Below are 26,585 nucleotides of genomic sequence, written 5' to 3' on the forward strand. Positions count from 1 at the left end.
GAGCGGGTCAGCCTCTCTCTGCTGTGGTGGTTCTACGGGTCAGATGACGGATGGTGCTGAGGGTGAAGCGTCCGGACTGCAGCCAGACCGCGCCGAGGATGACGATCCCGGAGACGATGAGCTGGGCACCGGCGCCTGCTCCCAGCTGGACGAGCCAGGTGAGCAGGACGGCGAGGAGGACGACGCCGACGACCGTCTGGCCGATGCGTCCCTTTCCTCCGGTCAGGGCCACGCCGCCGATCACGGCGGCGGCGATGGAGTTGAGGTCGAGGCTGCGCGACAGCCCCGCGTCGACGTAGCCGATGTATCCGGCGTTGATCAGCCCGGCGAGCACGGCCGTGAGCGCGCTGGCGAGGTAGGCGCCGGTGACGATCCACCCGGTCGGGACCCCCGAGAGGCGGGCGGCACGGGGGTTCGCGCCGGTGGCGTACACCCGACGGCCGAGGGTGGTGCGCACGAGCACGAGGCCGACGACCACGGCGAGGACGGCGAACACGACGGCCGGCACCGGGATGAAGTCGAACAGCCGGCCGATCCCCAGCCAGCGCATCGCGTCGGGGATGGCGCCGGACGGCGCACCACGGGTCCAGGCCACGATGATGCCCTGCACCAGCACGAAGGTCGCGAAGGTCGCGACGAAGGGGGGAACGCTCCGCAGCTGCACGAGGGCCGAGTTGGCGGCTCCGACGGCGAGGCCCGCGAGGACCGCGAGCACCACCGCCACGAGCAGCGCGCTGTCGTCGCCGTTCGTCGTCGTCGCCACGATCACCGTGGCCAGCGTCATCACGGCGCCGATCGACAGGTCGATCCCGCCCACGAGCAGGACGAGGGTCTGACCGATGGCCGTGACGCCGATGAGCCCGATCTGGAAGAGCACCAGACGCAGGACGTCGACGGTGAAGGACCCCGGGGTGGTGATCGCCGCCGCGACGAGCACGACGATCAGACCTGCCAGCGGTGCCAGCGTGCGCCCGCTGCGGGCGAGGAAGGCGGACGCGTTGCTCATGCCGACACCTCCACGCGCTCCGCGCAGAACGCCGAGACAAGCTCGCCGTAGAGCGGGACGGCCTGTCTCAGCGCGTCGACCGACACCCACTCGTCCGCCCCGTGGCACCGCGAGAGGAGCCCGGGGCCGAGAGCGGGGAGCGTGGGGATGCCGGCGCGATCGAACCAGGTCGCGTCGGTGGTGCCCGGGAAGGCGGCGAGCGGGGGTTCGACGCCGAGCGCGAGCACCGAGGCGCGTCGCGCCGCCGCGACGACCGGATGCTCCGGATCGACGGACGTCGCCGCGAGGAAGTCGTTGGGTGCCGCGTCGAAGTCGATCTCGACGTCGGCGTCGCGGAGCCCCGGGTCGGCGGCCACCGCCGCCACGAACGCGTCCCGGATGTCCTCCTGGCGCATCCCCGGGAGGGTGCGGACCTCGGCGGCCGCCGAGATCGCGTCCGGCAGCACGCCGTAGCCGACGCCCCCGGAGAATCGCAGCGCGGGGTTGATCGTCGCCTGCCAGTCGACGAGCCCTGCGGTGTTCTCCGGGATGACCAGCTCGGCGCGGTCGGCGATGGCGACCAGGGCTCGAGCGGCGTCGACGCCGGCGTTGCGCGTGCCGAGGAGCCCGGAGAGGCTCGAGTGGCCCTGACGGGCCGACGCCGTGACGAGCATCCGGGCGATGCCGTGGCTCACCAGATGGAGTCGGTCCCAGTCGTCGTGGATGCCGCCGGGCTCGCCGATGACGACCGCGTCGGCCTCGAGGTCGAGGGTCTGACAGAGGTGCTGGGCGCCGTACTCGGCGCCGTTCTCCTCGTCGGCGACGAGAGCGAGGGTCACGCGACCGGACGCCGGCTCCTGGTCGCCCACCAGCCCGGCGACGGCGAGCATCATCGCGGCGATCGCACCCTTCATGTCCGCTGAGCCGAGACCGTAGAGCCGGTCCCCGTCCACATCCGCGGCGAGCGGGTCCACCGTCCAGACGGCGTCGCCGACCGGCTTGGTGTCGATGTGGCCCGCCAGCACGAGGTGACGGCCGCCGGGGCCGAAGTCGATCGTCGACACGAGGTTCGGCCGATCGGCGGTCTTGGCGACGGTGCGGGGGAAGGGCAGGCCGAGATCGAGCATCGCATCCGTGATGACGGCGGCGACGGCGCGCTCGTTGCCTCCCGGGTTCGGGCTCGGCACGCGGATGAGCCGCTGGGCGAGCTCGACCACGTCGGTGGGACGGCTCATTTGTAGCGACCCGCCCAGTCGTTGCCCTGCCAGGTCTGCATCTTCACCGGATCCAGGCGGATGAGCCACCGCGGCTTGTCGAGAGTGGGCTCGAGATACTTGACGCCGTTCTCGCCGAGGTAGCGCACCGACATCCGCTCGGCCACGGGAACCCACGCTCCGCCGACGTTGGGCTCCTCGACGATGACCGCCCGGAACTGTCCGGTGACCTTGCGCTGGGCGCCGGACTCGTCGATCGTGAGCGCGCAGCGCTCGTCGTTCTGCAGGAAGCGCGCCCAGGCCGACTTCTGGCGGGCGACGAGCCAGAACGCACCCTCGCGCCACTCGTGCCACATCGGGACGGCGTAGGGCCAGCCCTCGAGGTCGAGGCAGGCCAGGCGGGCGATCTGCGGCTCCTCGAGGAACGCCTCGATCGCCTCGTCGTCGAGGGCGCCGACCTTGCCGCGCCAGCTCTCGTCAGTCATCGGTGTCTCCCTTCGTGGCGGCGAGCTGGGCCTCCGGCTCGTCCGCGGATGCCTCGGTCGTCGCGGTCGCGGCGCGGTCGCGGTATCCCAGTCGCGCCGACAGCTCGGACGTCGCGGCGACGACGGTGGGCGCGAACTCGAGCACGTCCTCCCGCGTGAACCGGTAGGCCGGCGCCGACACCGAGATGGCGGCGATCACGTTCCCGAGGTGGTCGCGCACGGGTGCCGCCACGCAGCGCACGCCCTCCTCGTTCTCGATCTCGTCGATCGAGTAGCCGCGCTCCGCGATGGCGTCGAGCTCGGCGGCGAGCGCGTCGCGATCGGTGATCGTGTTCGGCGTGCGACGCTCGAGCTCGCCGTCGCCCAGCAGCTCCGCCCGCTCGGCGGGGGTGCGGAAGGCGAGGATCGCCTTGCCGATGCCCGTGCAGTGGAGCGGGTTGCGAGCACCGATCCGTGCCGCGGGCCGCACCGGCTGCGGGCTGTTGACGGCGGAGATGTAGAGCACCGAGCTCCGGTCGAGCACGCCGAGGTAGGACGTCTCGTCGCTCTTGTCCACCAGGCCCTCGATGATGTCGAACGCCTGACGGGTGAGGTCGAGGCCGTCGAGGAAGGCCTGGCCCCACGCGGCGACCCGGGGACCCAGCTCGTACAGTCCGCGCGACTCGATGCGGAGGACGTCGAGCTCGACGAGCGACTCGAGCAGACGGACCGCGGTGGGGCGGGGGAGGCCGCTCGCCTCGACGAGGTCGACCTGGCGCAGGGGCTTCGCGCTGGCAGCGACGATGTCGACCAGGGCGATCCCCTTCACGAGACCCTTCGCGGATCCCGCGGAAATGGACGTGGCGTCCATACTGCTTTTGGGCATGACGTCCACTTTGGAGCACGGAGATGTCGCGGATCAACCCCGAATGTTTCGATCGTGTTACTTCTGCGGCCTTCCTGGGCCCGCGGGATCGGCTATCCGCGTGTGCGCAGCCGCGCACGCGCGCGTCACGTCAGGGTGCGCTCCCGGATGGCGGTGGCGAGCGCCCGGACCGGCTCCACCGGCGCGATCGGGTTCTCGAGCAGCGTGAACTCGACGTCGCCGATCGGGGGGAGGCCGAGCCGCGGCCCGACCTGCACGAGGTCGCCCGGGATGAGGCGGCTCGGGAGCGCCGCGAAGCCGAGACCGGCGCGCACGGCCGCGAGCACGCCGTTGACCTCGCGGGTGTTGCAGGTGATCCGCCACGTGCGCCCGGCGCCCTCGAGCGCGCGGATGGCGAGCCGACGGCTGATGCTCGGCGCGTGGTACGTGACGAGCGGCACCGGCGCGCCCTCCGCGATCGCGGCACCCTCCTCGCCCGCCCACACCAGCTCGTCGCGCTGCACCACGGTGCCGTACTCGGGCAGGCCGCTCTCGTCTCCGGGCACCTGCTTGACGAGGATGAGGTCGAGATGGCCGCCCTTGAGCCTCCGGTACAGCGGCCAGCTCTGCCCGACGGTGAGCTCGAGGTTGATCTGCGGGTACAGCCGCCGGAAGTGCCGCAGGATGCGCGGCAGCTGGGTCTGCGCGAGGTCGTCGGCCGCGCCGAAGCGGAGCCGTCCCCGCATCGCCGAGCCGCTGAAGTACCCGTCGGCTGCGGCGTGCGCGGCGAGGATCGTCCTGGCGAAGCCCGCGAGCGCCTCGCCGTTGTCGGTGAGCGCGACCTCCCTGGTGTCGCGCGCCACCAGCATCCGGCCCGTGGCCTGCTCGAGCTTGCGGATGTGCTGGCTCACGGTGGGCTGGCTGATGCCGAGCTGCGCCGCCGCCCGCGTGAAGCTGCCGGTCTCGGCGACGGCGAGGAAGCTCCTCAGCATGACGGGATCGAGCACGGCGCCTCCTCATTACGAAACGTGATGGGAATAATAGCCCCTATCCGGTTCCGCAATGGATACGGCGAGCGTAGCGTCGAAGGATCGTGACGACCGCAGCTCCACCCTCCCCGCCCACCGAACCCATCGCCGTCCTCTCCTCCTCGCCGCCCTGGCGCCAGACCTTCGTCTCCCTCGGGGTGCGCAACTACCGTCTCTTCGCCTCCGCGAACCTCATCGCCATGTCGGCCGTGTGGATGCAGCGGATCGCGCAGGACTGGCTCGCCCTCGAGCTCACCGGCTCCACGGCCGCGGTCGGCGCGATGTCGGCCCTGCAGTTCGGCCCGATGCTGCTGTTCGGCCTGCTCGGGGGGCTCATCGTCGACCGGTACCGCACCCGGACGCTGCTCGTCATCACCCAGAGCCTCTCGTTCCTGACGAGCGCCGTGCTCGCCGTCGTCGTGCTCCTCGGGGTCGCTCAGATCTGGCACGTCTTCGCCGCCGCCCTGGTGCTGGGATTCGTCACCGTGGTCGACAACCCGGCGAGGCAGGTCTTCACCGGCCAGCTGGTCGGACCGCGCCTGCTGCCCAACGCGATCAGCCTGAACTCGTCCGGCTTCCAGCTGGGCGGCATCATCGGCCCCGCCGCGAGCGCCGTGCTGCTGGTCAGCGTGGGCGCCGGCTGGTCGTTCGCGATCAACGCGCTCGCCTGCGCGTCGACCGTGGTGGCCCTCACCCGGCTCCGCAGCTCCGAGATGCACCCTGTGCCGAGGGCGCCGCGGCGCAGGGGACAGCTGATCGAGGGCCTGCGGTACGCCGCGGCGAAGCCCGCCATCCTCTGGACCATCGTCATCATGGGTGTGCTGGCGGTGTTCTCGCAGAACCTCCCCGTGCTCCTCGCCGGCTTCGCCGACCACGTCTTCGGCACCGGAGCGGGCGGCTACGGCGCGTTCAACACCCTGGTCGCGGTGGGCGCACTCACCGGGGCGATCCTCTCGACCCGTCGACGCACGGTGCGGCTGCGGACCGTCGTCCTGTGCGCCCTGGGATACGCGGCGGCGCAGTCCCTCACCGCGCTCCTGCCGACGGAGACGGCGTTCGGCGCCGGTCTCGTCGTCACCGGTCTGGGCTGGCTGCTCTTCATCACCTGTGCGAACACGCTCGTCCAGATGTCGTCGAACGCCGCCATCCGCGGACGCGTGATGGCCCTCTACGTGCTGGTGCTCCTCGGCGGCCAGGCCCTGGGCGGACCGATCATGGGACAGGTCGTCGAGAACGTGGGCGCGAGGGCCGGGATGCTGCTCTCGGGCGCCGTCCCCGTCGTGGTCATCGGCGTCATCGGGCTCGTCCTCGCGCGTCGGAGCCGATCACCGCGCGGCAGGATCGCGGGCGGCTGACGTTCACCTGGAGGACACCCTCGCGCGCTAGTGTCGCTCGCGATGACGCCTCAGGTGCATGTCCGCTGGGTTCCTCTCCCCTCGGGGGAGGACCTCGGGGGGATGCTGTCCCTGCTCACCGAGGAGGAGCGCGGCCGTCACCACGCGATGAGCGACCAGGAGGCCGCTCGTCGGTTCGTCACCGGACGCGTCGCGGTGAGAAGGCTGGCGGCCGAGCTCGCCGATCCGCCCGTCGATGCCGCCGACGTCACCGTGTGGGCGATCTGCTCGCACTGCGGGGGTCCGCATGGCCGGCCGAACGTCGACGTGGCGCGCCCGAAGGGCCGTCGGCTCAGCGTGAGCATCGCGCACTGCTCGGCCGGCGTCGCCGTCGCGGCGAGCTGGAGCGGGCTGGTCGGCATCGACGTGGAGCCCGTCGACACGTCGGTCGAGGCGGTCTCGGCCATCGCGGCCCTGGTCCCGCCCACCTCGCGCCCCGCCGGTCGGACGTGGGATCCGGTGCAGCACTGGACACGCCTCGAATCGGTGCTGAAGGCCGACGGGCGCGGCCTCACCGTCGACCCGTCCTCGGTGCTCATCACCGCGCAGGAGGGCGCCATCTCGGCGACGATCGGATCCGACCCGGAGGCACCGCGCTACGCTCTGGCGGACGTGCGACTCGATCGCCGAGTCCGAGCCAGCGTCGCGATCGCGCCGCGCAAGACGAGCAGGAAGCGAGTGGTCCCGGTGGTGAGCTGGCGGAGCCTGGAGCTCACCACAACGGCAGGGCAGGGCGACTGAGCCACTCGTCGAACAGCGCCCGCAGCTGATCGCCCGACACCTCCTCGGCGAGCCGGACGAACGCCTCGGTCTCGGCCACGCCGTGCCGGTGCTCCGTCGTCCACCGTCGCAGCAGCCCGAAGAAGTCGTCGTCGCCCAGGCGTCTGCGCAGCTGGTGGAGCGTCAGAGCGCCGCGCTTGTAGACCCGGTCGTCGAACATCGAGGCCGAGCCCGGGTCGCCGATCACGATGTCCTCGGGTGCGGCGCGCAACCTGTCGTAGTGCTGCCGGGCGAGCACGTCGGCCGAGGCGCCGCCGCGCTCCTCCGACCAGAGCCACTCCGCGTAGCAGGCGAAGCCCTCGTTGAGCCAGATGTGCCGCCACGACGACAGCCCGACGCTGTTGCCGAACCACTGGTGGGCGAGCTCGTGCGCGATGAGGCGCTCGGAGCCGTGCTCGCCGTCGACGTGGTTCTCGCCGAACACCGCCATCGCCTGCGCCTCGAGCGGGATCTCCAGGGTGTCGTGGGTGATCACCACGCCGTACCGGTCGAACGGATAGGGCCCGAAGGCCTTGGAGAAGTAGGAGATCATCTTGTCGAGGCGGCCGAAGTCCTTCGCCCGCCGCTTCTCGAGCTCGAGCGGGTACGCGTAGTCGACGGGCACCTTCTTCCCCTCGGTCCGGCGCGCGTACCGACCCACCTGGACCGTCGCGAGGTAGGCCGCGGTGGGCGCCTCCTGGTCGTAGACCCAGGTGGTCCGACCGCTCCGCGTCGACGTCTTCGTCAGCTCGCCGCTGCAGACGACGGCGTAGTCCTCCTCGGCGGTGAAACGGATGCGGTAGGTCGCCTTGTCGCCGGGTCGGTCGTTGCAGGGGAACCACGTCGACGAGCCCATGGGCTGCGACGCGACCAGGACGCCGTCTGCGAGCTCCTCCCACCCGATCGGACCCCACGGGCTCCGCCGTGGACCCGGACGACCCGCGTACTCGATCTCCAGGGTGAAGGCCTTGCCCGCCGGGATGGTGGCCGGCGACCTCACGGCGAGCTTGTGCCCGACGTGCGACACCCCCTGCACGCGCTTCCCGTCGAGCTTCACCTTCGACGCCTTGAGCTTCGACAGGTCGAGCTCGATGCGGTCCAGGTCGACCATCGCGACGGCCTCGATCACGGCGACCCCGTCGAGGCGGTTGGTGGGCACCCGGTAGTCGAGGTCGAGGTCGTACGAGGACACCCGGTACGACCAGGTCCCCACACCCGGGGTGTAGGGATCCCCTGAGAACGCGACTCCGCGCCCCGTCATCGCGCGCCGCCGGCCGCGCGGTACTCGCGGGTGCGCACCTCGCGCCACGGCCCGATCGGGTTCCCGCTCCAGCGGCTGCCGAGCGGTACGAGCTCACCGCGCATCACGAGCGACGCCGGGCCGACCGTCCCCTGCGCCGCGATGCGGGCGGCGGGCAGGATGACGCTGTGGGGGCCGAGCGTGGCGCCCGCGTCGAGGGTGACGGTGTCGAGGCTCATGATCCGATCATGGAACAGATGCGTCTGCACCACGCATCCGCGGTTCACGGTGGAGGCGTCTCCCAGCTGGACGAGGTCGGCCTCGGGGAGCCAGTAGGTCTCGCACCACACGCCGTTCCCGATCCGGGCGCCGAGGCTGCGCAGCCACCAGACGAGCGCCGGGGTGCCGCTCGCGGCCTGCGCGAACCAGGGCGCGGCGACGAGCTCGGTGAAGACGTCGGAGACCTCGCTGCGCCACACGAAGCTCGACCAGAGGGGATGCTCACCGGCGCGGATGCGACCGATCAGCGCCCACTTCGCCGCGGTGCTCACGCCCGCCGCGACAGCACCGGCCGCGAGCATCACCGCGCCGCTCAGCACGACGGCGAGCCACAGCTCGATCGAGGCGAGCGCCGCGAGCGCGAACACGACGCCGAGGCCGATCGCGCAGGTGACGACCACCGGCACGAAGCGGCACAGCTCCCACAGCACCCGCGCGACACGCAGCCCGGCAGGGGGAGCGAACGTCCGCGACTCATCGGTCTCCGCGGGCGCTCGTCGCAACCGCACCGGGGGAGACCCCAGCCACGACGAGCCGGACTTCGCCTTGCGGGGAGCGCTCGAGAGCACCGCGACGAGCCCGTCGCGCGGAACCCGGTGGCCGGCCGCCGCCATGCCCGAGTTGCCCAGGAACGCCCGGCTGCCGATCTCGGCGCGGGCCACGTGCATCCAGCCGCCCGCCAGCTCGTAGGAGCCCACGAGGGTGTCGTCGGCGAGGAACGCGCCGTCCTTCACCCGCGTCATCGCGGGCACCAGCAGCACCGTCGAGGCCTCGACGTCCTTGCCCACCTCGGCCCCGAGCATCCGCAGCCACACCGGGGTGAACAGCGCCGAGTACAGCGGGAAGAGCAGGGTGCGCGCCATGTCGAGGAGACGCTCGGTCGACCAGACCTGCCAGCCCACGCGGCTGCGGACCGCGTGCACGCCCTCCGTCATCCGGAGACCGAACAGCCGGGTGAGCAGCAGCACCAGCGCCGTGAGAAGCACTCCCGCGACGAGGGTACCGGGCACCAGGCCGACGGCGGCTCGGCCGACGGCCTCGCCGAGCGTCGCCGACCAGCGTGCGAACGCGGCGACCACGGCGGCACCGGCGGCGAGCGAGACCAGCGGCAGGAGGGAGAGCACCACGCTCGAGGCGCCGTACGCGACGAGCCAGCGCGATCGACGCGGCGGGCGTTCCTCGGGCCACCAGGTCCGCGCCTTGCCCACGCGCTGGGCGGGCGATCCGGCCCAGCGCTGCCCCGAGGGCACCCGCCCGAAGACGCTCGATCCCGGCGCGATGGCCGCGCCCCTGCCGATCTTCGTGCCCGGGAGGAGCGTGCTGCGGGCGCCGATCGAGCTGCCGGCGCCGATGCGCACCTCGCCGATGCGTACGGTGTCGCCGTCGACCCAGTAGCCCGAGAGGTCGACCTCCGGCTCGATCGCCGCGCCCCGGCCGATGCGCAGCAGCCCGGTGACCGGCGGCAGCGAGTGCAGGTCGACGTCGTCGGCGATCCGGGCACCGAGCGCGCGGGCGTAGTAATTGATCCACGGCGCGCCCGCGAGGCTCACCGCACCCACCTGGTGTGCGACCTGCTCGGCGAGCCAGAGCCGCAGGTGCCAGGATCCGCCGCGGGGGTAGTCACCGGGCTCCAGGCCCCTCAGCAGGAGCCGCGACGCCACGACCGACAGCGCCATCCGCCCGAAGGGGGTCGCGAACAGCACCAGTCCGATGACGAGGAGCCACCAGGGCGCCGTCGGCAGGAACCCGAAGCCGTCCATCGTCTGGAGGATCGCCGAGGCGGTGAGCAGGTACACGAGCCATCGAAGGCCGGAGAGGATGAAGAGCGGGGCGCCCAGCAGGGTCTGCAGGATGCGCATCCGCCGGGGTGTGGCGACCACGGGGCGGGCGGGCGCGCGGGTCTCGCCTCCGCTCGCGCCGCCGGGACCGCCCGCGTCCGCGTCGGGCAGTCGGGCGGCGAGCTCGGCCGAGAGGGAGCCGAGCCGGGGATGCGCGTAGACGTCGGCGACGGTGAACTCGGGATCGATCTCACGGATCCCGGCGACGAGCTGCGCGGCCGAGAGCGAACCTCCGCCGAGGTCGAAGAAGTTCGCGTCTTGGTCGGTGACGGCGATGCCTAGGACGCGCGTCCACAGCTCGGCGAGCCGTGCGGTGAGCTCGTCGAGCGGGGCGGCGTCGGGATCCTCGTCCGCGACGTCGGAGGGCAGGGGCCAGGGGAGGGCCGCCTTGTCGACCTTGCCGGAGGTGCGTGTCGGCAGGTCGTCGAGCACGGCGAGCAGCGGCACGAGGGCGGCGGGGAGCTCCTCGCGGAGGCGCTGCACGGCGAGCTCGCGATCGAAGCCGGCCCGATCGGTGGCGACGACGTACCCGACGAGGACGGTGTTGCCCGCCGCGGTCGTGCGCACGGTGACGGCGGCGCCGGAGACGCCCGGCAGGTTCTGCAGCGCAGCCTCGATCTCGCCGAGCTCGATGCGCCGTCCGCCCACCTTCACCTGGTCGTCGGCGCGGCCCTGGAAGACCAGGCCCTCCGCCTCGAAGCGCACGAGGTCGCCGCTGCGGTAGGCGCGCTCCCAGCCGAGCGACGGCATCGGGGCGTACTTCTCCGCATCCTTCGCCGGGTCGAGGTACCGGGCGAGACCCACCCCGCCGATGATGAGCTCGCCGACCTCGCCCTCCGCGACCCGGGCGCCGTCCGCGTCGACCACGGCGAGAGTCCAGCCGTCGAGCGGGAGGCCGATCCGCACCGGTCCGTCGCCACCGAGGGGCGCCGCGCAGGCGACGACGGTCGCCTCGGTCGGCCCGTAGGTGTTCCACACCTCGCGGCCGGCGGTGGCGAGGCGCTGACCGAGCTCGGGCGGGACCGCCTCGCCGCCGAAGATGAGCAGGCGCACGTTGTCGAGCGACTCCGGCGGCCACAGCGCGGCCAGCGTTGGCACCGTCGAGACGACCGTGATGTCGCGGGTCGTCAGCCACGGACCCAGGTCCATCCCGCTGCGGACCAGCGAGCGCGGAGCCGGGACGAGGCACGCGCCGTGGGCCCAGGCGAGCCACATCTCCTCGCAGGAGGCGTCGAACGCGACCGAGAGCCCCGCGAGCACACGATCGCCCGGCCCGAGGGGCTCGTCCTGGAGGAAGAGACGCGACTCGGCGTCGACGAAGGCCGCGGCCGACCGATGCGAGACCGCGACGCCCTTCGGCGTGCCGGTCGAGCCCGAGGTGAAGATGATCCAGGCGTCGTCGTCGGGGGTCGGAGGAGTGATGACGGGGAGCGCGGACGTGCTGGCGTGCGGGGCCGGACGGCCGGTGCGGAAGAGACGCCGGTCGGCGCCGCCCTCGTCGGCGTTCGCCCTGCGGGGGGAGTAGACGCCGGATCCGCTGATCACCCCGACGACGTCCGCCTCGCCGAACACGAGGGCGGCACGCTCATCGGGGTCATCGACGTCGACGGGGACGTAGGCCGCACCGGCGGCGAGCACCGCGAGGATCGCGACGTACAGCTCACGCTGGCCCGACGGCATCCGCACGCCCACCCGGTCGCCCCGGCGGACACCCGCCGCGTGGAGCTCGGCGGAGGTCGAGATGACCTGCGCCATCAGCTCGCGGTAGCTGAGCGAGCCCGCGGCGTCCTCGAGGGCGGATGCCTCGGGCGAGGCCTCGACGGAGGCCCGGAGCACGTCGATGAGCGTGCGCGGATGCGCCGCGGCGCCGCCCCGGTCGAGGACGGCCTGGTCGACTCCCCCGGCGGCTGTGCTCACTTCGAGGTGGCGGACTTCTTCGCCTTGAGGGCGTCGCGCTCAGCGCGCAGCGACGCCAGGGTGTCGTCCGGGAGCTTCGGGTCGACGATGTCGGTGAACGGGCTCTCGGTGTGGGCCTTGGCGTACGTCACGGAAGCGTAGGTCGTGGCGGCGCTGCGCACGCGGGCGGCGGCTCGCACGACCTTCTGCTTGCTCGCCGAGCTGTCGGAGACGGCATCAGCGTGCTTCTCGAGGGCCTTCACAAGAGCCTTGAGGGCGGCATCGATCTTCTTGGACATGGGGGTCATTGTGCACGATGGACGTTAACGGGCGAGTCGACGACGTCTCACGCGCTGTTCATCCGATCCGGTCAGTGGAACTGGGGGATGATCAGGTAGAGGCCGTAGAGCACAGCGGCGACCCCGATCGCGAAGCAGACGAAGGCCCCGGCGGTGGCGATCGCGGGCCGGTGCTTCGCATCCGCACCCGTGGCGAGCAGTCGGAGCCCCACGGAGTACGAGGTGACGATGGCCACGGTGGCGGCGAGCGCCACGGCGAACACCAGCACGAAGGCGCCCCAGTCGATGTCGATGCTCATGCCCTCGCTCCCGCCCGCTCGTCGTCCCTCTGGTCGCGCCTCTGGTCGTCTTTCTGACCGTCGCCGGGTTCGTCGTTCACGTTCTCGTGGTTCACCGGGTTCCTGCGGGAGAGCAGGTAGAACGTGAGGATGGCCGCCGCCGCGAACGCGATCACGACGAAGAGGCCGATGACGCTGGTGCTCGCCGCCCAGGCGGCCACGCCCCCGACGAGGGCCGCGGCCGGCAGCGTCACGAGCCAGGCCACACCGATCCTGCCGACCACACCCCAGTGGACGGACGCGAGCTTCTTGCCCAGGCCCGCCCCGACGACCGCGCCCGAGGTGACCTGGGTGGTCGAGAGCGCGAAGCCGAGGTGTGAGGAGACGAGGATCGTCGCGGCCGAGCTGGTCTCGGCCGAGAAGCCCTGAGGCGACTGGATGTCGGTGATGCGCTTGCCGACGGTGCGGATGATCCGCCAGCCGCCGAGGTAGGTGCCGAGCGCGATCGCGAGGCCGCAGGCGAGGATGACCCAGAACTGCGGCCCGCTGTCTCCGCCCTGGTAGCCGGCGGCCACGAGGGTGAGCGTGATGACGCCCATGGTCTTCTGCGCGTCGTTCGTGCCGTGGGCGAGGCTGACCAGCGACGCAGAGATCGTCTGTCCGTGCCGGAATCCGGTCTCGGATCCGCGGGCGCGGGCGTTCTTCGTGATCCGGTACGCGAGGTAGGTGGCCACGAGGGCGATGAGGCCGGCGACGACGGGGGAGAACAGTGCTGGGAGCACCACCTTCGAGATCACGACGCCGAAGTTCACGGCGTCGAAGCCTGCACCGATGATCGCGGCCCCGATGAGTCCGCCGAAGAGGGCGTGGGTGGAACTGCTGGGCAGTCCGAGATACCAGGTGGCGATGTTCCAGATGACCGCCCCGACCAGTCCGGCGAAGATCATCACCGGCGTGATGTCGAGACCGTTCGGTCCGGTGTTGATGATGCCGCCCGAGACCGTCTTCGCCACCTCCGTCGACAGGAACGCCCCCACGAGGTTCAGCACCGCCGAGATGCCCACCGCCACGCGGGGCTTGAGCGCGCCGGTCGCGACGGACGTGGCCATCGCGTTCGCGGTGTCGTGGAACCCGTTGGTGAAGTCGAACACGAGCGCCAACGCGATCACGAGGATCACGGTGATGAGCACGTCGTCCACCGCGCCACCTCCCCTTCCCGTGCGGCGGCCGCCGGCCGTCCGGTCGACCGGGCCGTCGCGACTCGGCGCGACCCGCACGAGAACCTGCCTAGCCCTCCCGTCGGCTCGCGGCCCCCGAACGGACGGTGAACACCCGGTGTCGACCTGTGGCCGCCCCCACCGCTGCCGCGCCCGCGGAGGAGAGCACGAGGGCGAGCGCTCCTACCGCGAGCTGCGGGGCGCCGCCCGGCCCGGTGAGCCCGGTGCTCGCGAGGGCGCCCGGTCGCGTTCCCGTCACGGCGCCTCCGGCGCCCCCGCCACCAGCTGCGGCGCCTCCCGATGCTCCCGGTGTGGTCCCGCCCCCACCCCCGTTGCCCGGCGTCACCGCCAGCGGCTCGACCGTGATGCGATACTCGAGCGACACCTCGCCCCCTGCGTTCGTCGCGGTGAGCGTGAAAGCGGCCGGCCCCGCCGAGATCGGCGTCCCCGAGATCCGGACCCCGGTGGCCGTCCGCCCGAGCGTGAGCCCCGCGGGCAGCGATCCCGCCGTGACCCGCACGTCGACGGGCGCCGTCCCGGTCACGGCGATGGACGCGTCGAAGGGATCGCCCACCCTCGCTGCCGCCCAGGTCGCCTCACCCAGCGTGGGTGCGACGGGTGCGGGCGGTGGCGCGGTCACCGAGATGCGGTAGGCCTTCGAATCTCTGCCCGCGGCATTGGACGCGGTGATCTCGATGTCGGTGTCTCCGGCCGCCGTCGGCGTGCCCGATATCGTCACCGTCCGTCCGGCTGACATGAGCGCGAGTCCCGGAGGGAGCGTTCCCTTGCTCACCGCGAACGTCAGGGGCTCGTCGCCGGTCGCGGTCAGGGTCTGTGAGAATGGCGTGTTCACCTGCACGGCGGGCCAGGAGGCCACGGGCAACGTCGGGGCGACCGCCGCTGCAGCCACCACGATCCGGTAGCTCTTAGTACCGGCTCCCGCGGCGTTCGTGACCGTCAGCGAGAACGTGTAGGTGCCGGCGGTGGTCGGTGTCCCGGACAGTGTCGCCACCCTGCCGGAGGCCGTCAGAGTGATGCCAGGGGGAAGGGTGCCCGACGTCAGCGCGAAGGTCATCGGCTCATCACCGGTCGCCGTGACGGAGGCCGCGTAGGCCGCCCCTGTCACCGCCGCGCCTGACTCGACGAGGCCACCGAGCACGGGCGGACCTGCGGGCGACGGTGCGACCACGATCCGATAGGCTCGCGTATTCGATCCATCCGCGTTGGTCGCCGTGATCTCGAAGTCGTAGGTTCCGGCCGTGCTGGGCGCGCCGTTCAGTGCCGCGACCCGTCCGCTCGTCGCCAGAGTGACGCCCGGCGGCAGGGATCCGGAGGTCACCGTGAGCGTCATGGGCTCCGCGCCCGTGGTCGTGACGGTCGCGAAGTACGCGACTCCGGCCACGGCTCCTCCGCTCTCGACGAGCGGGCCCAGCACGGGCGGCATCGCGGGCGCCGGGGCGATGGTGACCACGCAGCGCTTGTCGTACGCGGCCTCGCGCATCCCCATCGACCCCGTGACGCGAAGCGTGAAGACGTGCGTACCCGCGACGGTCGGCGTACCGGACAGCGCGCCCGTCGCGGTGTCGAGTGTGAGGCCAGGAGGAACCGATCCGACCACCGTCGAGAACCGCTTGGGGTCGCTCCCGGTGGTGGGAAGAGCGCCGGACGAGTACCCCGTCCCCACCGTTCCCGTCGGCGTCGGGCAGGCGGTCAGAGTGGGGGGCACCAGGAGCTCCATCGCGGCCAGGTCGTCCATTCCCCCCGACATCCACAGCTTGCCGCCGATCACGGACAGCTCGTCGAGCTCGACCCCGGTTGAACCGAAGTCGACGGTCGCTCCATCGGAGAACACCGCGAAGAGCGAGTCTCCGTTGTAGCTGGCCCACAGCGTACCGTCTGGTCCCAGTTCGAGCGCCCGGACGTACATGGTCCCGGGTACCGAGAACTTCTGCCATGTCGACGAGGTGCCCATCACAGTGACGTGATAGATGTCCGCTCCGGACGCCACCCACGCTGAGCCGTCCGGAGCCGCTGCAACGAATCCATTCAGTCTCGAGCCGTCGGGATTCGGCACCCGGGTGTAGAGCTTCGTCGCAGGATCGACGAAGCCGACGTACTCCGTGAGGATCTCACTGAACCAGACCCTGGACGCAGAGGGGTGCGCATCGATGTCCAACACTCGCTCGGGAAGATCGATGAAGTCGAACGCTCCTCCGGTGGCGACCTGAACCACTCCCTGGAATCCGCTCCCCGTTGCCATCCACAGCGACCCGTCACTGCTGGTGATCGCTGTCGGATCGACGTCGCCGCCCAGAGGAGCGGCTCCACGCAGATCCCACGAGCCGGTCAGAGCACCCCCACTCGCTGCGCCGACGTGCGTGGACGAGATCATCCACAGCCGTCCGTCGGGTCCGAAGATGGTGTCGGCGATCGTGCCGAATCCGGCATAGGGGCCGTAGATGCTGTCATGTTCCCCGCCCGCGGTGTATCTGTGCACGTAGCCGCCGAGGTGCTCCGCGACCCAGATCGACCCGTCGGGCGCTTCTCGCACGGCCCCGGGGCCTGTCCCGGGTAGGACGTCGGTGTACACGCGGATGTCGCCGGCCGCGGCGTGGGCAGGGACGGAGGCGACGAGGGCGACGGCCGCGACGAGGGCACCGGCGAGCACGGCGGAGAGGGCACGGGACGGTTTCACGACAGATCCTCGCTTATCGGTGAGTGATCGTCAGGTTAGCCGACACCTCCGATCACGGGCAAGTCGCGCGGACGGAGCGCTCAGCGCGTCGCGGGCGGCCAGACGTAGGGGAGGTCCGGGGGTACCTCCGGGAAGAGCGGCCCGTAGAACTCCGGGTCCTTCCGCACCAGGTTCGAGCGGTGGCTGCGATGGACAGCCTCGTCGCCGATCCACGGCGGCAGCTCGAGATCCGCCTGCGCGACCCCGTCGACCTCGGGCGCGAAGGCCAGCAGCTGCGGACGGACGGTGTCGGCGTAGCCCGCCTCGATCCAGGCATCCGTCACCGCGAGCGAGTACGCGGTGAGCGCCGGAACGTATCCCCGCCACATCTTCGCGGCGGGATGGTGGCGCCAGCCGTAGTCGGGCACCGTGATGGCGCGCAGCACCTGCAGCGCCTCAACCCGCTGCTTGCCGAGCCGGCGGGGATCGAGCACGGCCGCGCTGGCAGCGAATGAGGCGTGGGGGAGGAACGTCTGCACACCCCCAGCCAACCCCGGTTCCCTCCCCAGAGCACCGATGCGGATTGAGGATTGCTCGATCGAGCGCTACGGTCGTCCCACGATCCGAAGGAGGCGCACCATGGGAACCCTTCCCCCGAAGCCGACCAAGGACTGACGTCCGGTCTACAGCCCCGGGAGCGGGCGTCCGAAGTGGCGGGCGAAGTGCTCGTCCTCCATGGGCGGCGAGTCGATCGCGGTCGAGTCGTCCACGGGCGCGGCGTCGCCGATCCAGGCACGCAGCGCCTCGCCCTCGACGACACGCGGCCCCGCCTCGCGCGCTCCTCCCGGGGACTTCAGGCCCTCCAGCACGGCGTCGAGCGGTCGGGCCGAGGCGACGAGCACGACGTTGCCGAGCTCGGTGTTCGACGCCATCCGCGGTTCGATGAGCGCCGCGACCGACGGGAGCAGCGAGGCGAGGGTGGCCGCCTGCGACCGCGTGTACTCGAACCCGGGGCCGTCGAGCAGGTTCACGACGAGAAGTCCGCCCGGCGCCAGGCGCTCGGCGACGAGGGCGTAGAACTCGCGACTGGCCACCCGCGCACCGATGAGGGCCCCGCTCCAGAGGTCGACGATCACCGCATCCGCTGCCTCCGGCCAGCCCTGCGTCGCGGCCTCCGTGGCGACGGCGCGGGCATCCCCGTACGCGATCGTCACGTCGGCACCGTCCGGAAGGGGCAACGCGTTCAGCACGCCCTCGAGCAGCTCCTGTTCACGCTCCACCACGAACTGCGGCGACCCGGGGCGAGTGGCGGCCACGTACCGGGGGAGGGTGAGCGCCCCCGCACCCAGGTGCACCACGGTGAGCGGGTCGGATGCGGGAGCGGCCGCGTCGAGGATCCTCCCGATCCACTGGGTGTACTCGAACGCCAGCGTCCGGGGTTCGACCAGCGAGATCCTGGACTGCGGGATGCCGTCGACCGAGAGCTCGTACACGTCACGGCGTCGCCCGATCCGCTCGAGCGCCGCCACCGCGTCGCCCACCTCCAGGACGAAGACCACGTGTCGCATCCGTCGATGATAGTGAAGGAGGCTCACGCGCCGATCCGCCGACGGCTCACCCGTATGGGGTGGTGCTCACTCCCTCCCGCGCGGGCGCCCCGCTATGGGATGATGCGCGGATGGACGCCCACCAGATCCGCAACTCCTACCTCGCCTACCTCAAGGACAGAGGGCACGTGATCATCCCGCGCGCGAAGCTCGTCCCGCAGGGAGACCGCTCGACCCTCTTCACGGGCAGCGGGATGCAGGCGCTGCTGCCGTACTTGCTCGGGGAGGAGCACCCCGCGGGCGTGCGCCTCGCCGACAGCCAGCCCTGCGTGCGCGCCCAGGACATCGACGACGTGGGCGACAACCGGCACACGACCTTCTTCGAGATGCTCGGAAACTGGAGCCTCGGCGACTACTTCAAGGAGGAGCAGATCCGGCAGTTCTTCGGGTTCCTCGTCGACGTCGTCGGGCTCGACCCGAACAAGCTGTACGTGACGGCGTACATCGGCGACGAGTCGCGCGGCATCCCGCGCGACGAGGAGGCCGCGCACATCTGGCAGACGGTGTTCCACGAGCGCGGCATCGAGGCCGAGATCGTCGCGATGGGCAGCCAGGCGGATGGCGACGCCCGCGGCGTGAACCCCGGCGAGCGCATCTTCTACTACGACGGCGGCGAGAACTGGTGGTCGCGGGGCGGCTCGCTCGAGGGCACCCCGATCGGCGACCCCTGCGGACCCGACAGCGAGGTGTTCTACGACTTCGGCCCCGAGCACCACGATCCGTCCTTCGGGAAGGCGCACCCCGCATCCGACAGCGGGCAGTTCATGGAGATCGGCAACGAGGTCTTCATGCAGTACCACCGCCTCGAGGACGGCTCGTTCGAGGAGCTGACGCGCCGCAACGTCGACTTCGGCGGGGGTCTCGAGCGCATCGCGGCGGCCGCCATCGACTCGCCCGACGTCTTCCGGATCAGCCTCATGTGGCCGATCGTGGCGAAGCTGCAGGAGCTCACCGGGCGCTCCTACGAGGACGAGACGGTCGCGATGCGCATCATCGCCGACCACCTGCGCGGAGCGACGTTCCTCGCGGTCGACGGGGTGCGTCCGTCCAACAAGGAGCAGGGGTACGTGATGCGGCGCCTGCTGCGCCGCGCCATCCGCCAGGCGCTCGCCCTCGGGCTGAGCGAGAACTTCTTCGGCGAGATCGTGCCGGTCATCGCCGACCTGTACCAGGACGACTACCCCGAGGTGGCCGAGAGCCGCGACGAGGTCATCGCGGTGCTCGTGAAGGAGGAGACCTCCTTCCGGCGCACGCTCGAGGCCGGGCTCGAGATGGTCGCCGAGTACGCGGGCACCACGATGACCGGACGCGACGTGTTCCGCCTCTCCGACACGAACGGCTTCCCCAAGGAGCTCACGCTCGAGGAGGCCGGACGCCTCGGCATCGCGGTCGACCCGGAGTGGGAGTCCGAGTTCGAGGCCGCGCTCGAGGAGCAGCGCGCCCGCTCGCGCGGCGCGACCACGCTCGGCGCCGCGGGCCTCCCCGGCGGCGCCTCCGCGTAGCGCCCACCCCGCCCCTACCCGGGGTTTGTCCACCTTTCCGTCGCGAATCGCGCGATCGGCGACGGAAAGGTGGACAAAGCCTCAGATCGAGGGGGAGTCCGAGCTCGAGGGCGGCACGACCGTGCGGTGGAAGTTCTGGAACGACCGGCTCGCGGTGGGGCCGCGCTGACCCTGGTACCGCGACGAGTACTCCGCCGATCCGTACGGGCGCTCGGCGGGGCTCGACAGCTGGAAGAAGCACATCTGCCCGATCTTCATGCCGGGCCAGAGCATGATGGGCAGGGTCGCGACGTTCGACAGCTCGAGCGTGACGTGCCCCGAGAACCCGGGGTCGATGAACCCCGCGGTCGAGTGGGTCAGCAGTCCGAGCCGGCCGAGCGAGCTCTTGCCCTCCAGACGCGCCGCGATGTCGTCGGGCAGCGAGACCAGCTCGAGGGTCGACCCGAGCACGAACTCCCCGGGGTGGAGGATGAACGGCTCGTCACCCTTGGTCTCGATCAACCGCGTGAGCTCGGGCTGGTCGACCGCGGGGTCGATGTACGGGTACTTGTGGTTGTCGAACAGCCGGAAGAAGCGGTCGAGGCGCACGTCCACGCTCGAGGGCTGCACCATCGACTCGTCGAGCGGGTCGAGGCGGATCCGTCCGTCGTGCAGTCGGGTGCGGATGTCGCGGTCGGAGAGCAGCACGCGCCCAGCATAGCGAGGCGTGTCGGGCCGACTCGCACACGCTCCGCTCGTCTCCGCTAGGATGTGGAGACCGCTTCGGCGGTACGCGGATGTAGTTCAATGGCAGAACTTCAGCTTCCCAAGCTGATAGCGCGGGTTCGATTCCCGTCATCCGCTCCACGATCCTGGTCCCGCACCAGCGCCGCACCGACGCGATCCGCAGGAGGTGCCCCGTGCGAAACCCGGTCTCCGCCGCCGCCGTCACCGGCCTCGTCATGATCGTCCTCGGTGCCCTCGTGTACGCGGTGTTCTCGTCGCTCGACCTCGAGGACTACGCGATGACCTGCACCAGCGGGCTCGGCTGCGTGAGCCGCGATCCGCTCCTGTTCACCCTGCACGGGGCCGCGCTCGATCACGTGCAGCCGCTGTTCCTCGCGGGTGCGGTGAGCGCGTCGGCGTCACTCGCCCTGGCGGCCGTGCGCCCGCTGCTGCCCACCCCCACGAACGCGAGGAGAGCCGCCATGCGCCCCACCGTCGTCCTCTGGTGCGTCGCCGCCGTGCTGATCGTCGGCGGATCGGGGTACGCCGTCTGGTCACGGACGCCCGACGTCACGAACTCGACGATCCAGGAGTGCACACCCGGGGTCGGCTGCAGCCAGACCGTCGTCTACACGCTGCAGCAGCTGTCGTACGTCGTCGTCCCCGCGGCGCTGACGGCCGGCTTCCTCACCCTGGCCCTCGCCCTCGTCGTCACGGCGCTGCGACGGCGGCGCCCGGCCCTCGACCCCGACGCATCCGTGGAGGCAGACGACGACACCACCGGCGTGGGAGGCGGAACGGCCACGAGAGACCGCGACACCGTCTGGGGCGGCAGCGACCTCACGCCGTTCATGCCCCCGCCCGACCGGTCCGCCGAGCAGCGCCGCTGACGCCGCGCCCCCGACCGCCGCCTGGACGATGGCGACGACAAGGGCCGACCTGCCAGAATGCTCCCCTCGAACCAACACCCACACCGAGGTGGGCAGAGGAGGAAAGCCATGTCGGGCATCCGCATCCGCGACTTCCAGGTCGATGACCTCGACGGCGTGCTGCACCTGTGGGAGCAGGCGCACCCGGCGGAGCCGGTCTACGCCCTCGGCGAGGTGATCGCGAGCTGCCAGAAGGACCACGCCATGATCGCGGTCGACGGCGAGCAGGTGGTCGGCGCCGCCGTGGGACGCGCGGCGCACGCGCAGGGGTGGATCGTGTTCTTCGGCGTGCTGCCCTTGTACGCCGAGCGGAACGACGGCCTGGGCGCGCGCCTGCTGTCGGCGCTCGAGCGGCGGATGGCGCCCCTCGGACTCGGCAAGCTCTCCGCGCTGCTGCCCGCCACCGACCAGCACCTCGACGACTACCTGAGCGCGTCGTTCACGCTGAAGCAGGACCTGCACTACGTCGAGCGCACGGTCCCGGTGCGGCGCGAGACGCTCGCCGTGCTGCAGGAGCTCGGCGGCCGGATGCCCGCGCCCGGGCTGTGGGACCGCGTCGGCGGCATGACCCGCGAGAAGGAGCTGCTCGAGCTGCGGCTCGTCACCCCTCTGTCGCATCCGGAGGTCGCCGCCCGCCACGGGGTCGTCGCCCCGCGCGCGGCGATGCTGTTCGGCCCACCCGGAACCGGGAAGACCACGTTCGCCCGCGCGGTGGCGAGTCGTCTCGGATGGCCGTTCGTCGAGGTGTTCCCGTCGCGCCTGGCGGGCGACCCGCGCGGCCTCGCCGGAGGTCTGCGGGAGACGTTCGCCCGCATCGAGGAGCTCGAGCACGCCGTCGTCTTCATCGACGAGGTGGAGGAGATCGCCTCCCGCCGCGGCGGCGAGCCGCCGAGCGCGACGCAGGGCGTCACGAACGAGCTGCTGAAGCTCATCCCCGAGTTCCGCGAGCAGGAGGGACGGCTGCTGATGTGCGCGACGAACTTCATCCGCGCCCTCGATCCCGCGTTCCTCCGGCACGGCCGGTTCGACTACGTGATCCCGATCGGGCTCCCAGATGCGGCGGCACGCGCCGCCATCTGGCGCGGACACTTCCCTCCCGCGGCGGGTGACATCGACCTCGACGCCCTCGTCGACGCCACCGACGGCTTCACGCCCGCCGACATCGAGTACGCCGCCCGCCGAGCCGCCCAGGCCTCGCTCGAGCGCGCCCTCCCCGCCGAGCGGGACGGGGCGACCGCGGACGCGTCGCCCGACCCCACGCCGTCCGACCCCGACGGCCCCACGACCGGCGACTACCTCGCCGCCATCCGCGCCACCCGCCGCACGGTGGCCGACGACGTCGCCGCCGACTTCCTCGCCGACATCGACACCCTCGCCCGCCTCTGACTCGGGCCACCGCGTCAGCTCGACACCGAATCCGCTCCAGCCCCGCGATATCCGCGTCGGTCCGACCGATTCGGTGTCGAGATGACGCGGCATCCCGGTCGCTCATCACGGGATACGAGCAACCGACCCGCCATACGCGGTCGGTGGGCCGTATTCCGTGATGAACGACGGTCCCGGCGCCGGAACAGCGCTCAGGGAACGCGGAGCAGCGGCGGAGCGGCTGCTCGGGTGCGCCGCGTACGTTCGTGCCCATGCAACGAGTCCGCGCCCGCGCGCCCCGCCTGCGGCGCGCGCTCGAGCGGCTGGCCGATCTCGGTCGGCCCCGGCGCGTCCCGGTGTGGATGTGGCGCGGGCTCATGCGCGCGCTGCGGCGCAGCGAGCTCGCCCGATTCAACGCCGATCCGGTGACCGACGTCGACTACCACCTCGACCTCGACTTCGTCGGCGACGGCATCCGCGCGCACCGCCTCGACGTGATCACGCCGAAGAGCGCCCGTGCCGCAGAGGAGCCCCTCCCCGTCTACGTGTACTTCCACGGCGGCGGCTGGACGAGCGGCGACAAGGATGCGCTGACGAAGTACTGCGCGTGCCAGGCCCGCCACGGCATGGTGGTCGTGAACGTCAACTACCGCCGGGCCACCCGATTCCGGATGACCCACATCATGCACGACGCGGATGCGGCGCTCGCCTGGGTCCGCAGGCACATCGCCGACTACGGCGGCGACCCCGACCGCCTCGTGCTGGGCGGCGACTCGGCGGGCGGGCAGATCTCGGCACTGCTCACCGCATCCGCCCACCACCGCACGCTCGCCGGGCACTACCGTCTGCGGGCCGCGCCGCTGGCCGGGGCCGCCGGGGCCATCCGGGGTCTCGTGCAGCACTGCAGCGTGGTCGATTTCTCCGTCCTGTTCGAGCGCGGCTTCATCATGGGCCTCGGCTTCGTGCGGATGCTGCTGCCGGGCGGCGCGCGGAACGCGACGCGCGCGCAGCTGCGACGCGCGTCCGCACCGCTCTCGCCGATCGAGTGGGTCGACCGGAGCTTCCCGCCCGTCTTCGTCAGCACCTCCGAGCGCGACTACTTCTACCGCGCGAACCTGAACTTCATCGAGCGCCTGCGCCAGCACGGTGTGCGGGTGCGGTCCCTCGTCTACGACCGCGCCACCCCGAACACGCTCCACACCTGGCAGCAGTTCGACGGGTATCCGCAGTCGCAGGAGGTGTACCGCCGACTCCGCGAGTTCGTGCACGAGGTCACGCACGTCGGAGCTCGCCCGGCGCCAGGCAGGGCAGCGTCCGGCACGGCAGCGGTGGGCACGGCAGCGCCGGTACATTAGGGCGAGTGGCACACCGCATCCTGCTCGACGTGGACACCGGCATCGACGACGCGATGGCGATCCTCTTCGCCGTCGCCCATCCCGAGATCGAGGTGCTCGGCATCGGCTGCGTCGCGGGCAACGCCCCGCTGCCGCAGGTGGTCGCCAACACCCTCCGGGTCCTCGACGCGGCGGACGCGCCGGCGATCCCGGTCGCAGCCGGCGCGAGCCGCCCGCTGATCGAGCCTGCTCGCCCCTCGCACGTGCACGGCGAGGACGGCCTCGGCGGCCTCGACCTCCCGCCCTCCTCGCGCCAGGTCGACCCGCGTCACAGCGTCGACCTGTTCCGCGACCTCATCCTCCAGGCCGCAGCCGACGGGAACGGCAAGGCGACCATCGTCGCGCTCGCCCCGCAGACGAACATCGCCCTGCTGCTGCGCCAGTACCCCGAGGTCGCGGAGGCGCTCGAGCGCATCGTCTTCATGGGCGGTTCCGCCTCGGGCGGCAACGCCACGGCGGTCGCCGAGTTCAACGTGTGGCAGGACCCCGAGGCCGCCGCGGTCACGATCGGCTCCGGGGCGCCCACCTACATGTACGGGCTCGACGTGTTCAACGCCGTCGAGATGCCCCGCGCCGAGCGCGACCGGCTCGCCGACAGCGCTCGTGTGGGGGAGCAGGTGGTCGCGCAGCTGCTCACGCATCCGATGGCCGACCCCGACCCCGAGAACCCCGACGGATACTCCGGCCACATCGGCGACGCCGGCGCCGTGGTCGCGCTCGTGGACCCCGAGGCGCTGCTCACCCGGGTGCACCCGGTGCGGGTGGAGCTCGAGGGCGCAAGCCGGGGCCAGACCGTGGTCGACCGCAGGGTCCGCCACGGTGAGGATGCGGTGCACGGCTCCGCGGCGACCGCCCATCCGGTCGAGGTGGCGCTGGGCGTCGACACCGCGCGCGTGAACCGGGTCTTCCTCGAGACGATCGCCCTGCTGCCGTGACCGACGAGGTCGCGCCCCCGGCCCTCAGCGAGGCGGAGCTCCGGGCGTCGGCCTCGCGCACCGCTCCCGCGTCCGAGGATGCCGGGGGCGGGATCTCCACGGTCGCCCTTCCCCTGCCGCCCGGCCCCAATGTGCCGTACACGCTCGCGTACCTGGTCGCCGACGGCGACGGCGCTCCGCACCTGATCGACACCGGATGGGACTCCCCCGACAACCTCGAGCGTGTCGAGCGCGCCCTCGCCGCGCGGGGATGGCGGCTCTCCGATCTGTCGTCGATCGTGGTGACCCACCTCCACAGCGACCACCTGGGGATGGCGGCCGCCCTCCGCGAGCGCACCGGCGCCCCCGTCCTGCTGAGCCGCGCCGAGCAGGCCTCGATCGACGCGCTCGTGGGCTCGGCGCCCACCTGGGTCGAACGTGCCCGCGAGAGGGCGGGCGGATGGGGTGTGCCCGCTGACAGGATCCCCGAGCTCCTCGAGGTGGCCGAGCGGGCGGCTCACGTCACGCCGTTCCGCGCCGACGCGCTGGTGGACGACGGCGACACCCTCCCCATCCCCGGCCGCTCCCTGCGCGCCGTCGTCACGCCGGGGCACACCCCCGGCAGCCTGTGCCTCGTCGACGACCTCGACGACTCCGTCGGCCCCGGCAGCCCCGGCAGCCTCGACGGCTCCGGCGGTTCCGGCGTCGTCTTCACCGGCGACCACGTTCTGCCCACCGTGTACAGCGGCCTCGGGCTGGGCGGGCCCTCGCCACGCAACGCGCTCACCGCCATGCTCGACTCGCTGAGCCGCATCGCGCAGTACGACGCGCTCGACGTGCTCCCCGGACACGAGTACCGCTTCCGCGGCCTCGCCGACCGGTGTGCGCGCATCGCGCGACACCACCTCCGCCGCAGCGAGGAGGTCGCCCGTGCCCGCGACACGCTCGCCGACCCGACCGTCTTCGAGATCGCCTCCCGCGTGAGCTGGTCGCCGGGATGGGAGAACATGCGCGGCTTCGTGCTCCAGTCGGCGCTCCAGCAGACGGCGATGCACCTCGAGCACCTCATGGAGGAGGATCGTTAGCATGGCCGAGTTCGTCGACATCCCGTCGCCCGGGTGGCCGCTCACCTTCGGCGAGGAGGGCAGGCCCGGGGTCGTGATCGTGCACGACTCGTACGGACGGCTGCCCTACCTCGAGGCCTACGCGACGGCGCTCGCCGCTCAAGGGTTCTTCGTGGCCGTGCCCGACCTGTTCGACGGCCTCGCCACGGTCGATCCCGCCGGCGCCGACGAGCTGCTGCAGCGGATGGACGCGGGCTTCGCCATCGCGACCCTCGACGACGCGATCGAGCTCACCCGCGGGGCGGGCGCCGCACGGGTCGGCGTGATCGGGCTGGGGGTGGGCGGCTGGCTCGCGCTGCGCGCGGCGCAGAGCGGATCGGTGGATGCGGTGGTGTCGTACTATGCCGGGCTCGCCGACGACGAGGTGGGCATCGTGCCCGCGCCCGTGCTGGTCCATCGATCGGAGGCGGGCGTGTGGGAGAACGGGGCCGAGACCGACCGCTTCATCACACGTCTCCGCGAGCACGGCACGCCCGTGACGCAGCACACCTACGTAGGCACCGGCGACGGCTTCGCCAACGCGACCATGCTCGAGCTGCTCGACAAGAACGCCGCCGCGCTCGCGTTCGCCCGGTCCGCCTACTTCCTGCAGTCGCACCTGCTGGACTGAGCGGC

Annotated in this window: 23 protein-coding genes and 1 tRNA gene; 10 read left to right on the plus strand and 14 right to left on the minus strand. The window is 71.8% G+C overall.

Features of this window, described 5'->3' with window-relative positions; translation table 11 throughout:
* Positions 1–7: 7 nt before the first annotated feature.
* From IEX69_RS11720 to IEX69_RS11740, 5 genes are all read right to left on the minus strand, one after another.
* Entirely contained in the window at positions 8–1,006 is a 999-nt protein-coding gene (locus IEX69_RS11720; RefSeq protein WP_085021148.1) for an ABC transporter permease, read from the minus strand.
* On the minus strand, positions 1,003–2,220 hold the full coding sequence (locus IEX69_RS11725) for a M20 family metallopeptidase (protein WP_085021149.1): 1,218 nt from the start codon (positions 2,218–2,220) through the stop codon (positions 1,003–1,005). Before IEX69_RS11725 ends, IEX69_RS11720 begins: the two co-directional genes overlap by 4 nt.
* Positions 2,217–2,684 carry a pyridoxamine 5'-phosphate oxidase family protein gene (locus IEX69_RS11730; RefSeq protein WP_085021150.1) on the minus strand — a complete coding sequence of 156 codons (468 nt, stop codon included), beginning with the start codon at positions 2,682–2,684 and terminating at the stop codon, positions 2,217–2,219. The genes IEX69_RS11725 and IEX69_RS11730 overlap by 4 nt, the downstream gene beginning before the upstream one ends.
* Positions 2,677–3,549, minus strand: a complete 873-nt coding sequence (locus IEX69_RS11735; protein ID WP_157127358.1) for an IclR family transcriptional regulator — start codon at positions 3,547–3,549, stop codon at positions 2,677–2,679. The genes IEX69_RS11730 and IEX69_RS11735 overlap by 8 nt, the downstream gene beginning before the upstream one ends.
* 125 nt (positions 3,550–3,674) lie before the next feature.
* The gene (locus tag IEX69_RS11740) at positions 3,675–4,535 is read right to left on the minus strand and encodes a LysR substrate-binding domain-containing protein (protein WP_085021152.1); all 861 of its coding nucleotides are present in this window, start codon (positions 4,533–4,535) and stop codon (positions 3,675–3,677) included.
* Positions 4,536–4,621: 86 nt separating this feature from the next.
* On the opposite strand from IEX69_RS11740, the gene IEX69_RS11745 reads away from it, so the two are divergent.
* Together IEX69_RS11745 and IEX69_RS11750 are read left to right on the plus strand one after the other, a co-directional pair.
* Positions 4,622–5,911 (plus strand): MFS transporter, encoded by a 1,290-nt coding sequence (locus IEX69_RS11745; RefSeq protein WP_174604555.1) that lies wholly within the window; start codon positions 4,622–4,624, stop codon positions 5,909–5,911.
* A gap of 42 nt (positions 5,912–5,953) precedes the next feature.
* Positions 5,954–6,691 carry a 4'-phosphopantetheinyl transferase family protein gene (locus IEX69_RS11750; protein WP_157127360.1) on the plus strand — a complete coding sequence of 246 codons (738 nt, stop codon included), beginning with the start codon at positions 5,954–5,956 and terminating at the stop codon, positions 6,689–6,691.
* On the opposite strand, the gene IEX69_RS11755 is transcribed toward IEX69_RS11750, so the two are convergent.
* The 8 genes from IEX69_RS11755 to IEX69_RS11790 form a co-directional block, all read right to left on the minus strand.
* Positions 6,663–7,922, minus strand: a complete 1,260-nt coding sequence (locus IEX69_RS11755; RefSeq protein WP_229756325.1) for a M1 family metallopeptidase — start codon at positions 7,920–7,922, stop codon at positions 6,663–6,665. The genes IEX69_RS11750 and IEX69_RS11755 overlap by 29 nt on opposite strands.
* A 44-nt stretch (positions 7,923–7,966) precedes the next feature.
* The gene (locus tag IEX69_RS11760) at positions 7,967–11,983 is read right to left on the minus strand and encodes a Pls/PosA family non-ribosomal peptide synthetase (protein ID WP_085021155.1); all 4,017 of its coding nucleotides are present in this window, start codon (positions 11,981–11,983) and stop codon (positions 7,967–7,969) included.
* Positions 11,980–12,261 (minus strand): hypothetical protein, encoded by a 282-nt coding sequence (locus IEX69_RS11765; RefSeq protein WP_085021156.1) that lies wholly within the window; start codon positions 12,259–12,261, stop codon positions 11,980–11,982. Before IEX69_RS11765 ends, IEX69_RS11760 begins: the two co-directional genes overlap by 4 nt.
* 71 nt (positions 12,262–12,332) lie before the next feature.
* Positions 12,333–12,560 carry a hypothetical protein gene (locus tag IEX69_RS11770; RefSeq protein WP_085021157.1) on the minus strand — a complete coding sequence of 76 codons (228 nt, stop codon included), beginning with the start codon at positions 12,558–12,560 and terminating at the stop codon, positions 12,333–12,335.
* Positions 12,557–13,738, minus strand: coding sequence for an inorganic phosphate transporter (locus IEX69_RS11775; RefSeq protein ID WP_085021158.1), 1,182 nt, complete (start codon positions 13,736–13,738; stop codon positions 12,557–12,559). Before IEX69_RS11775 ends, IEX69_RS11770 begins: the two co-directional genes overlap by 4 nt.
* An 88-nt stretch (positions 13,739–13,826) precedes the next feature.
* A complete protein-coding gene (locus IEX69_RS11780; protein WP_085021159.1) occupies positions 13,827–16,451 on the minus strand; it encodes a putative Ig domain-containing protein in 2,625 nt (874 codons plus the stop codon).
* 80 nt (positions 16,452–16,531) lie between these two features.
* Positions 16,532–16,969, minus strand: a complete 438-nt coding sequence (locus IEX69_RS11785) for an MSMEG_6728 family protein (protein ID WP_085021160.1) — start codon at positions 16,967–16,969, stop codon at positions 16,532–16,534.
* Between the two features lie 144 nt (positions 16,970–17,113).
* Positions 17,114–17,998 carry a spermidine synthase gene (locus IEX69_RS11790; protein ID WP_157127363.1) on the minus strand — a complete coding sequence of 295 codons (885 nt, stop codon included), beginning with the start codon at positions 17,996–17,998 and terminating at the stop codon, positions 17,114–17,116.
* A gap of 110 nt (positions 17,999–18,108) precedes the next feature.
* Between IEX69_RS11790 and IEX69_RS11795 the strand changes: the two genes are divergently transcribed.
* Positions 18,109–19,539 (plus strand): alanine--tRNA ligase-related protein, encoded by a 1,431-nt coding sequence (locus tag IEX69_RS11795; RefSeq protein ID WP_085021162.1) that lies wholly within the window; start codon positions 18,109–18,111, stop codon positions 19,537–19,539.
* Between the two features lie 81 nt (positions 19,540–19,620).
* Here IEX69_RS11795 and dcd read toward each other — a convergent pair whose 3' ends face one another.
* On the minus strand, positions 19,621–20,226 hold the full coding sequence (gene dcd / locus IEX69_RS11800; RefSeq protein WP_085021163.1) for a dCTP deaminase: 606 nt from the start codon (positions 20,224–20,226) through the stop codon (positions 19,621–19,623).
* 85 nt (positions 20,227–20,311) lie between these two features.
* On the opposite strand from dcd, the gene IEX69_RS11805 reads away from it, so the two are divergent.
* The 7 genes from IEX69_RS11805 to IEX69_RS11835 all read left to right on the plus strand — a co-directional run bounded on the left by IEX69_RS11805 (position 20,312) and on the right by IEX69_RS11835 (position 26,580).
* Positions 20,312–20,385: transfer RNA gene (locus IEX69_RS11805), tRNA-Gly, on the plus strand.
* Between the two features lie 53 nt (positions 20,386–20,438).
* Positions 20,439–21,134 carry a hypothetical protein gene (locus tag IEX69_RS11810; RefSeq protein ID WP_085021164.1) on the plus strand — a complete coding sequence of 232 codons (696 nt, stop codon included), beginning with the start codon at positions 20,439–20,441 and terminating at the stop codon, positions 21,132–21,134.
* Positions 21,135–21,242: 108 nt separating this feature from the next.
* Entirely contained in the window at positions 21,243–22,559 is a 1,317-nt protein-coding gene (locus IEX69_RS11815) for an ATP-binding protein (protein ID WP_085021165.1), read from the plus strand.
* Positions 22,560–22,810: 251 nt separating this feature from the next.
* Entirely contained in the window at positions 22,811–23,893 is a 1,083-nt protein-coding gene (locus IEX69_RS11820; RefSeq protein ID WP_229756326.1) for an alpha/beta hydrolase, read from the plus strand.
* 5 nt (positions 23,894–23,898) lie between these two features.
* Positions 23,899–24,867: a nucleoside hydrolase gene (locus tag IEX69_RS11825; protein WP_229756327.1), complete on the plus strand. Its 969-nt coding sequence runs from the start codon at positions 23,899–23,901 to the stop codon at positions 24,865–24,867.
* Positions 24,864–25,931, plus strand: coding sequence for an MBL fold metallo-hydrolase (locus tag IEX69_RS11830; protein WP_085021167.1), 1,068 nt, complete (start codon positions 24,864–24,866; stop codon positions 25,929–25,931). The genes IEX69_RS11825 and IEX69_RS11830 overlap by 4 nt, the downstream gene beginning before the upstream one ends.
* 1 nt (position 25,932) lies before the next feature.
* A complete protein-coding gene (locus tag IEX69_RS11835; RefSeq protein ID WP_085021168.1) occupies positions 25,933–26,580 on the plus strand; it encodes a dienelactone hydrolase family protein in 648 nt (215 codons plus the stop codon).
* Positions 26,581–26,585: the final 5 nt, after the last annotated feature.

It is taken from the genome of Cnuibacter physcomitrellae (genome assembly GCF_014640535.1).
Taxonomy (GTDB): domain Bacteria; phylum Actinomycetota; class Actinomycetes; order Actinomycetales; family Microbacteriaceae; genus Cnuibacter; species Cnuibacter physcomitrellae.

Coding starts and splice junctions, on each gene's coding strand:
- IEX69_RS11720 (WP_085021148.1), bottom strand. CDS start 1,006: ATGAGCAACGCGTCCGCCTTCCTCGCCCGCAGCGGGCGCACGCTGGCA.
- IEX69_RS11725 (WP_085021149.1), bottom strand. CDS start 2,220: ATGAGCCGTCCCACCGACGTGGTCGAGCTCGCCCAGCGGCTCATCCGC.
- IEX69_RS11730 (WP_085021150.1), bottom strand. CDS start 2,684: ATGACTGACGAGAGCTGGCGCGGCAAGGTCGGCGCCCTCGACGACGAG.
- IEX69_RS11735 (WP_157127358.1), bottom strand. CDS start 3,549: ATGCCCAAAAGCAGTATGGACGCCACGTCCATTTCCGCGGGATCCGCG.
- IEX69_RS11750 (WP_157127360.1), top strand. CDS start 5,954: ATGACGCCTCAGGTGCATGTCCGCTGGGTTCCTCTCCCCTCGGGGGAG.
- IEX69_RS11765 (WP_085021156.1), bottom strand. CDS start 12,261: ATGTCCAAGAAGATCGATGCCGCCCTCAAGGCTCTTGTGAAGGCCCTC.
- IEX69_RS11770 (WP_085021157.1), bottom strand. CDS start 12,560: ATGAGCATCGACATCGACTGGGGCGCCTTCGTGCTGGTGTTCGCCGTG.
- IEX69_RS11790 (WP_157127363.1), bottom strand. CDS start 17,998: ATGCGACACGTGGTCTTCGTCCTGGAGGTGGGCGACGCGGTGGCGGCG.
- IEX69_RS11795 (WP_085021162.1), top strand. CDS start 18,109: ATGGACGCCCACCAGATCCGCAACTCCTACCTCGCCTACCTCAAGGAC.
- IEX69_RS11815 (WP_085021165.1), top strand. CDS start 21,243: ATGTCGGGCATCCGCATCCGCGACTTCCAGGTCGATGACCTCGACGGC.
- IEX69_RS11820 (WP_229756326.1), top strand. CDS start 22,811: ATGCAACGAGTCCGCGCCCGCGCGCCCCGCCTGCGGCGCGCGCTCGAG.
- IEX69_RS11835 (WP_085021168.1), top strand. CDS start 25,933: ATGGCCGAGTTCGTCGACATCCCGTCGCCCGGGTGGCCGCTCACCTTC.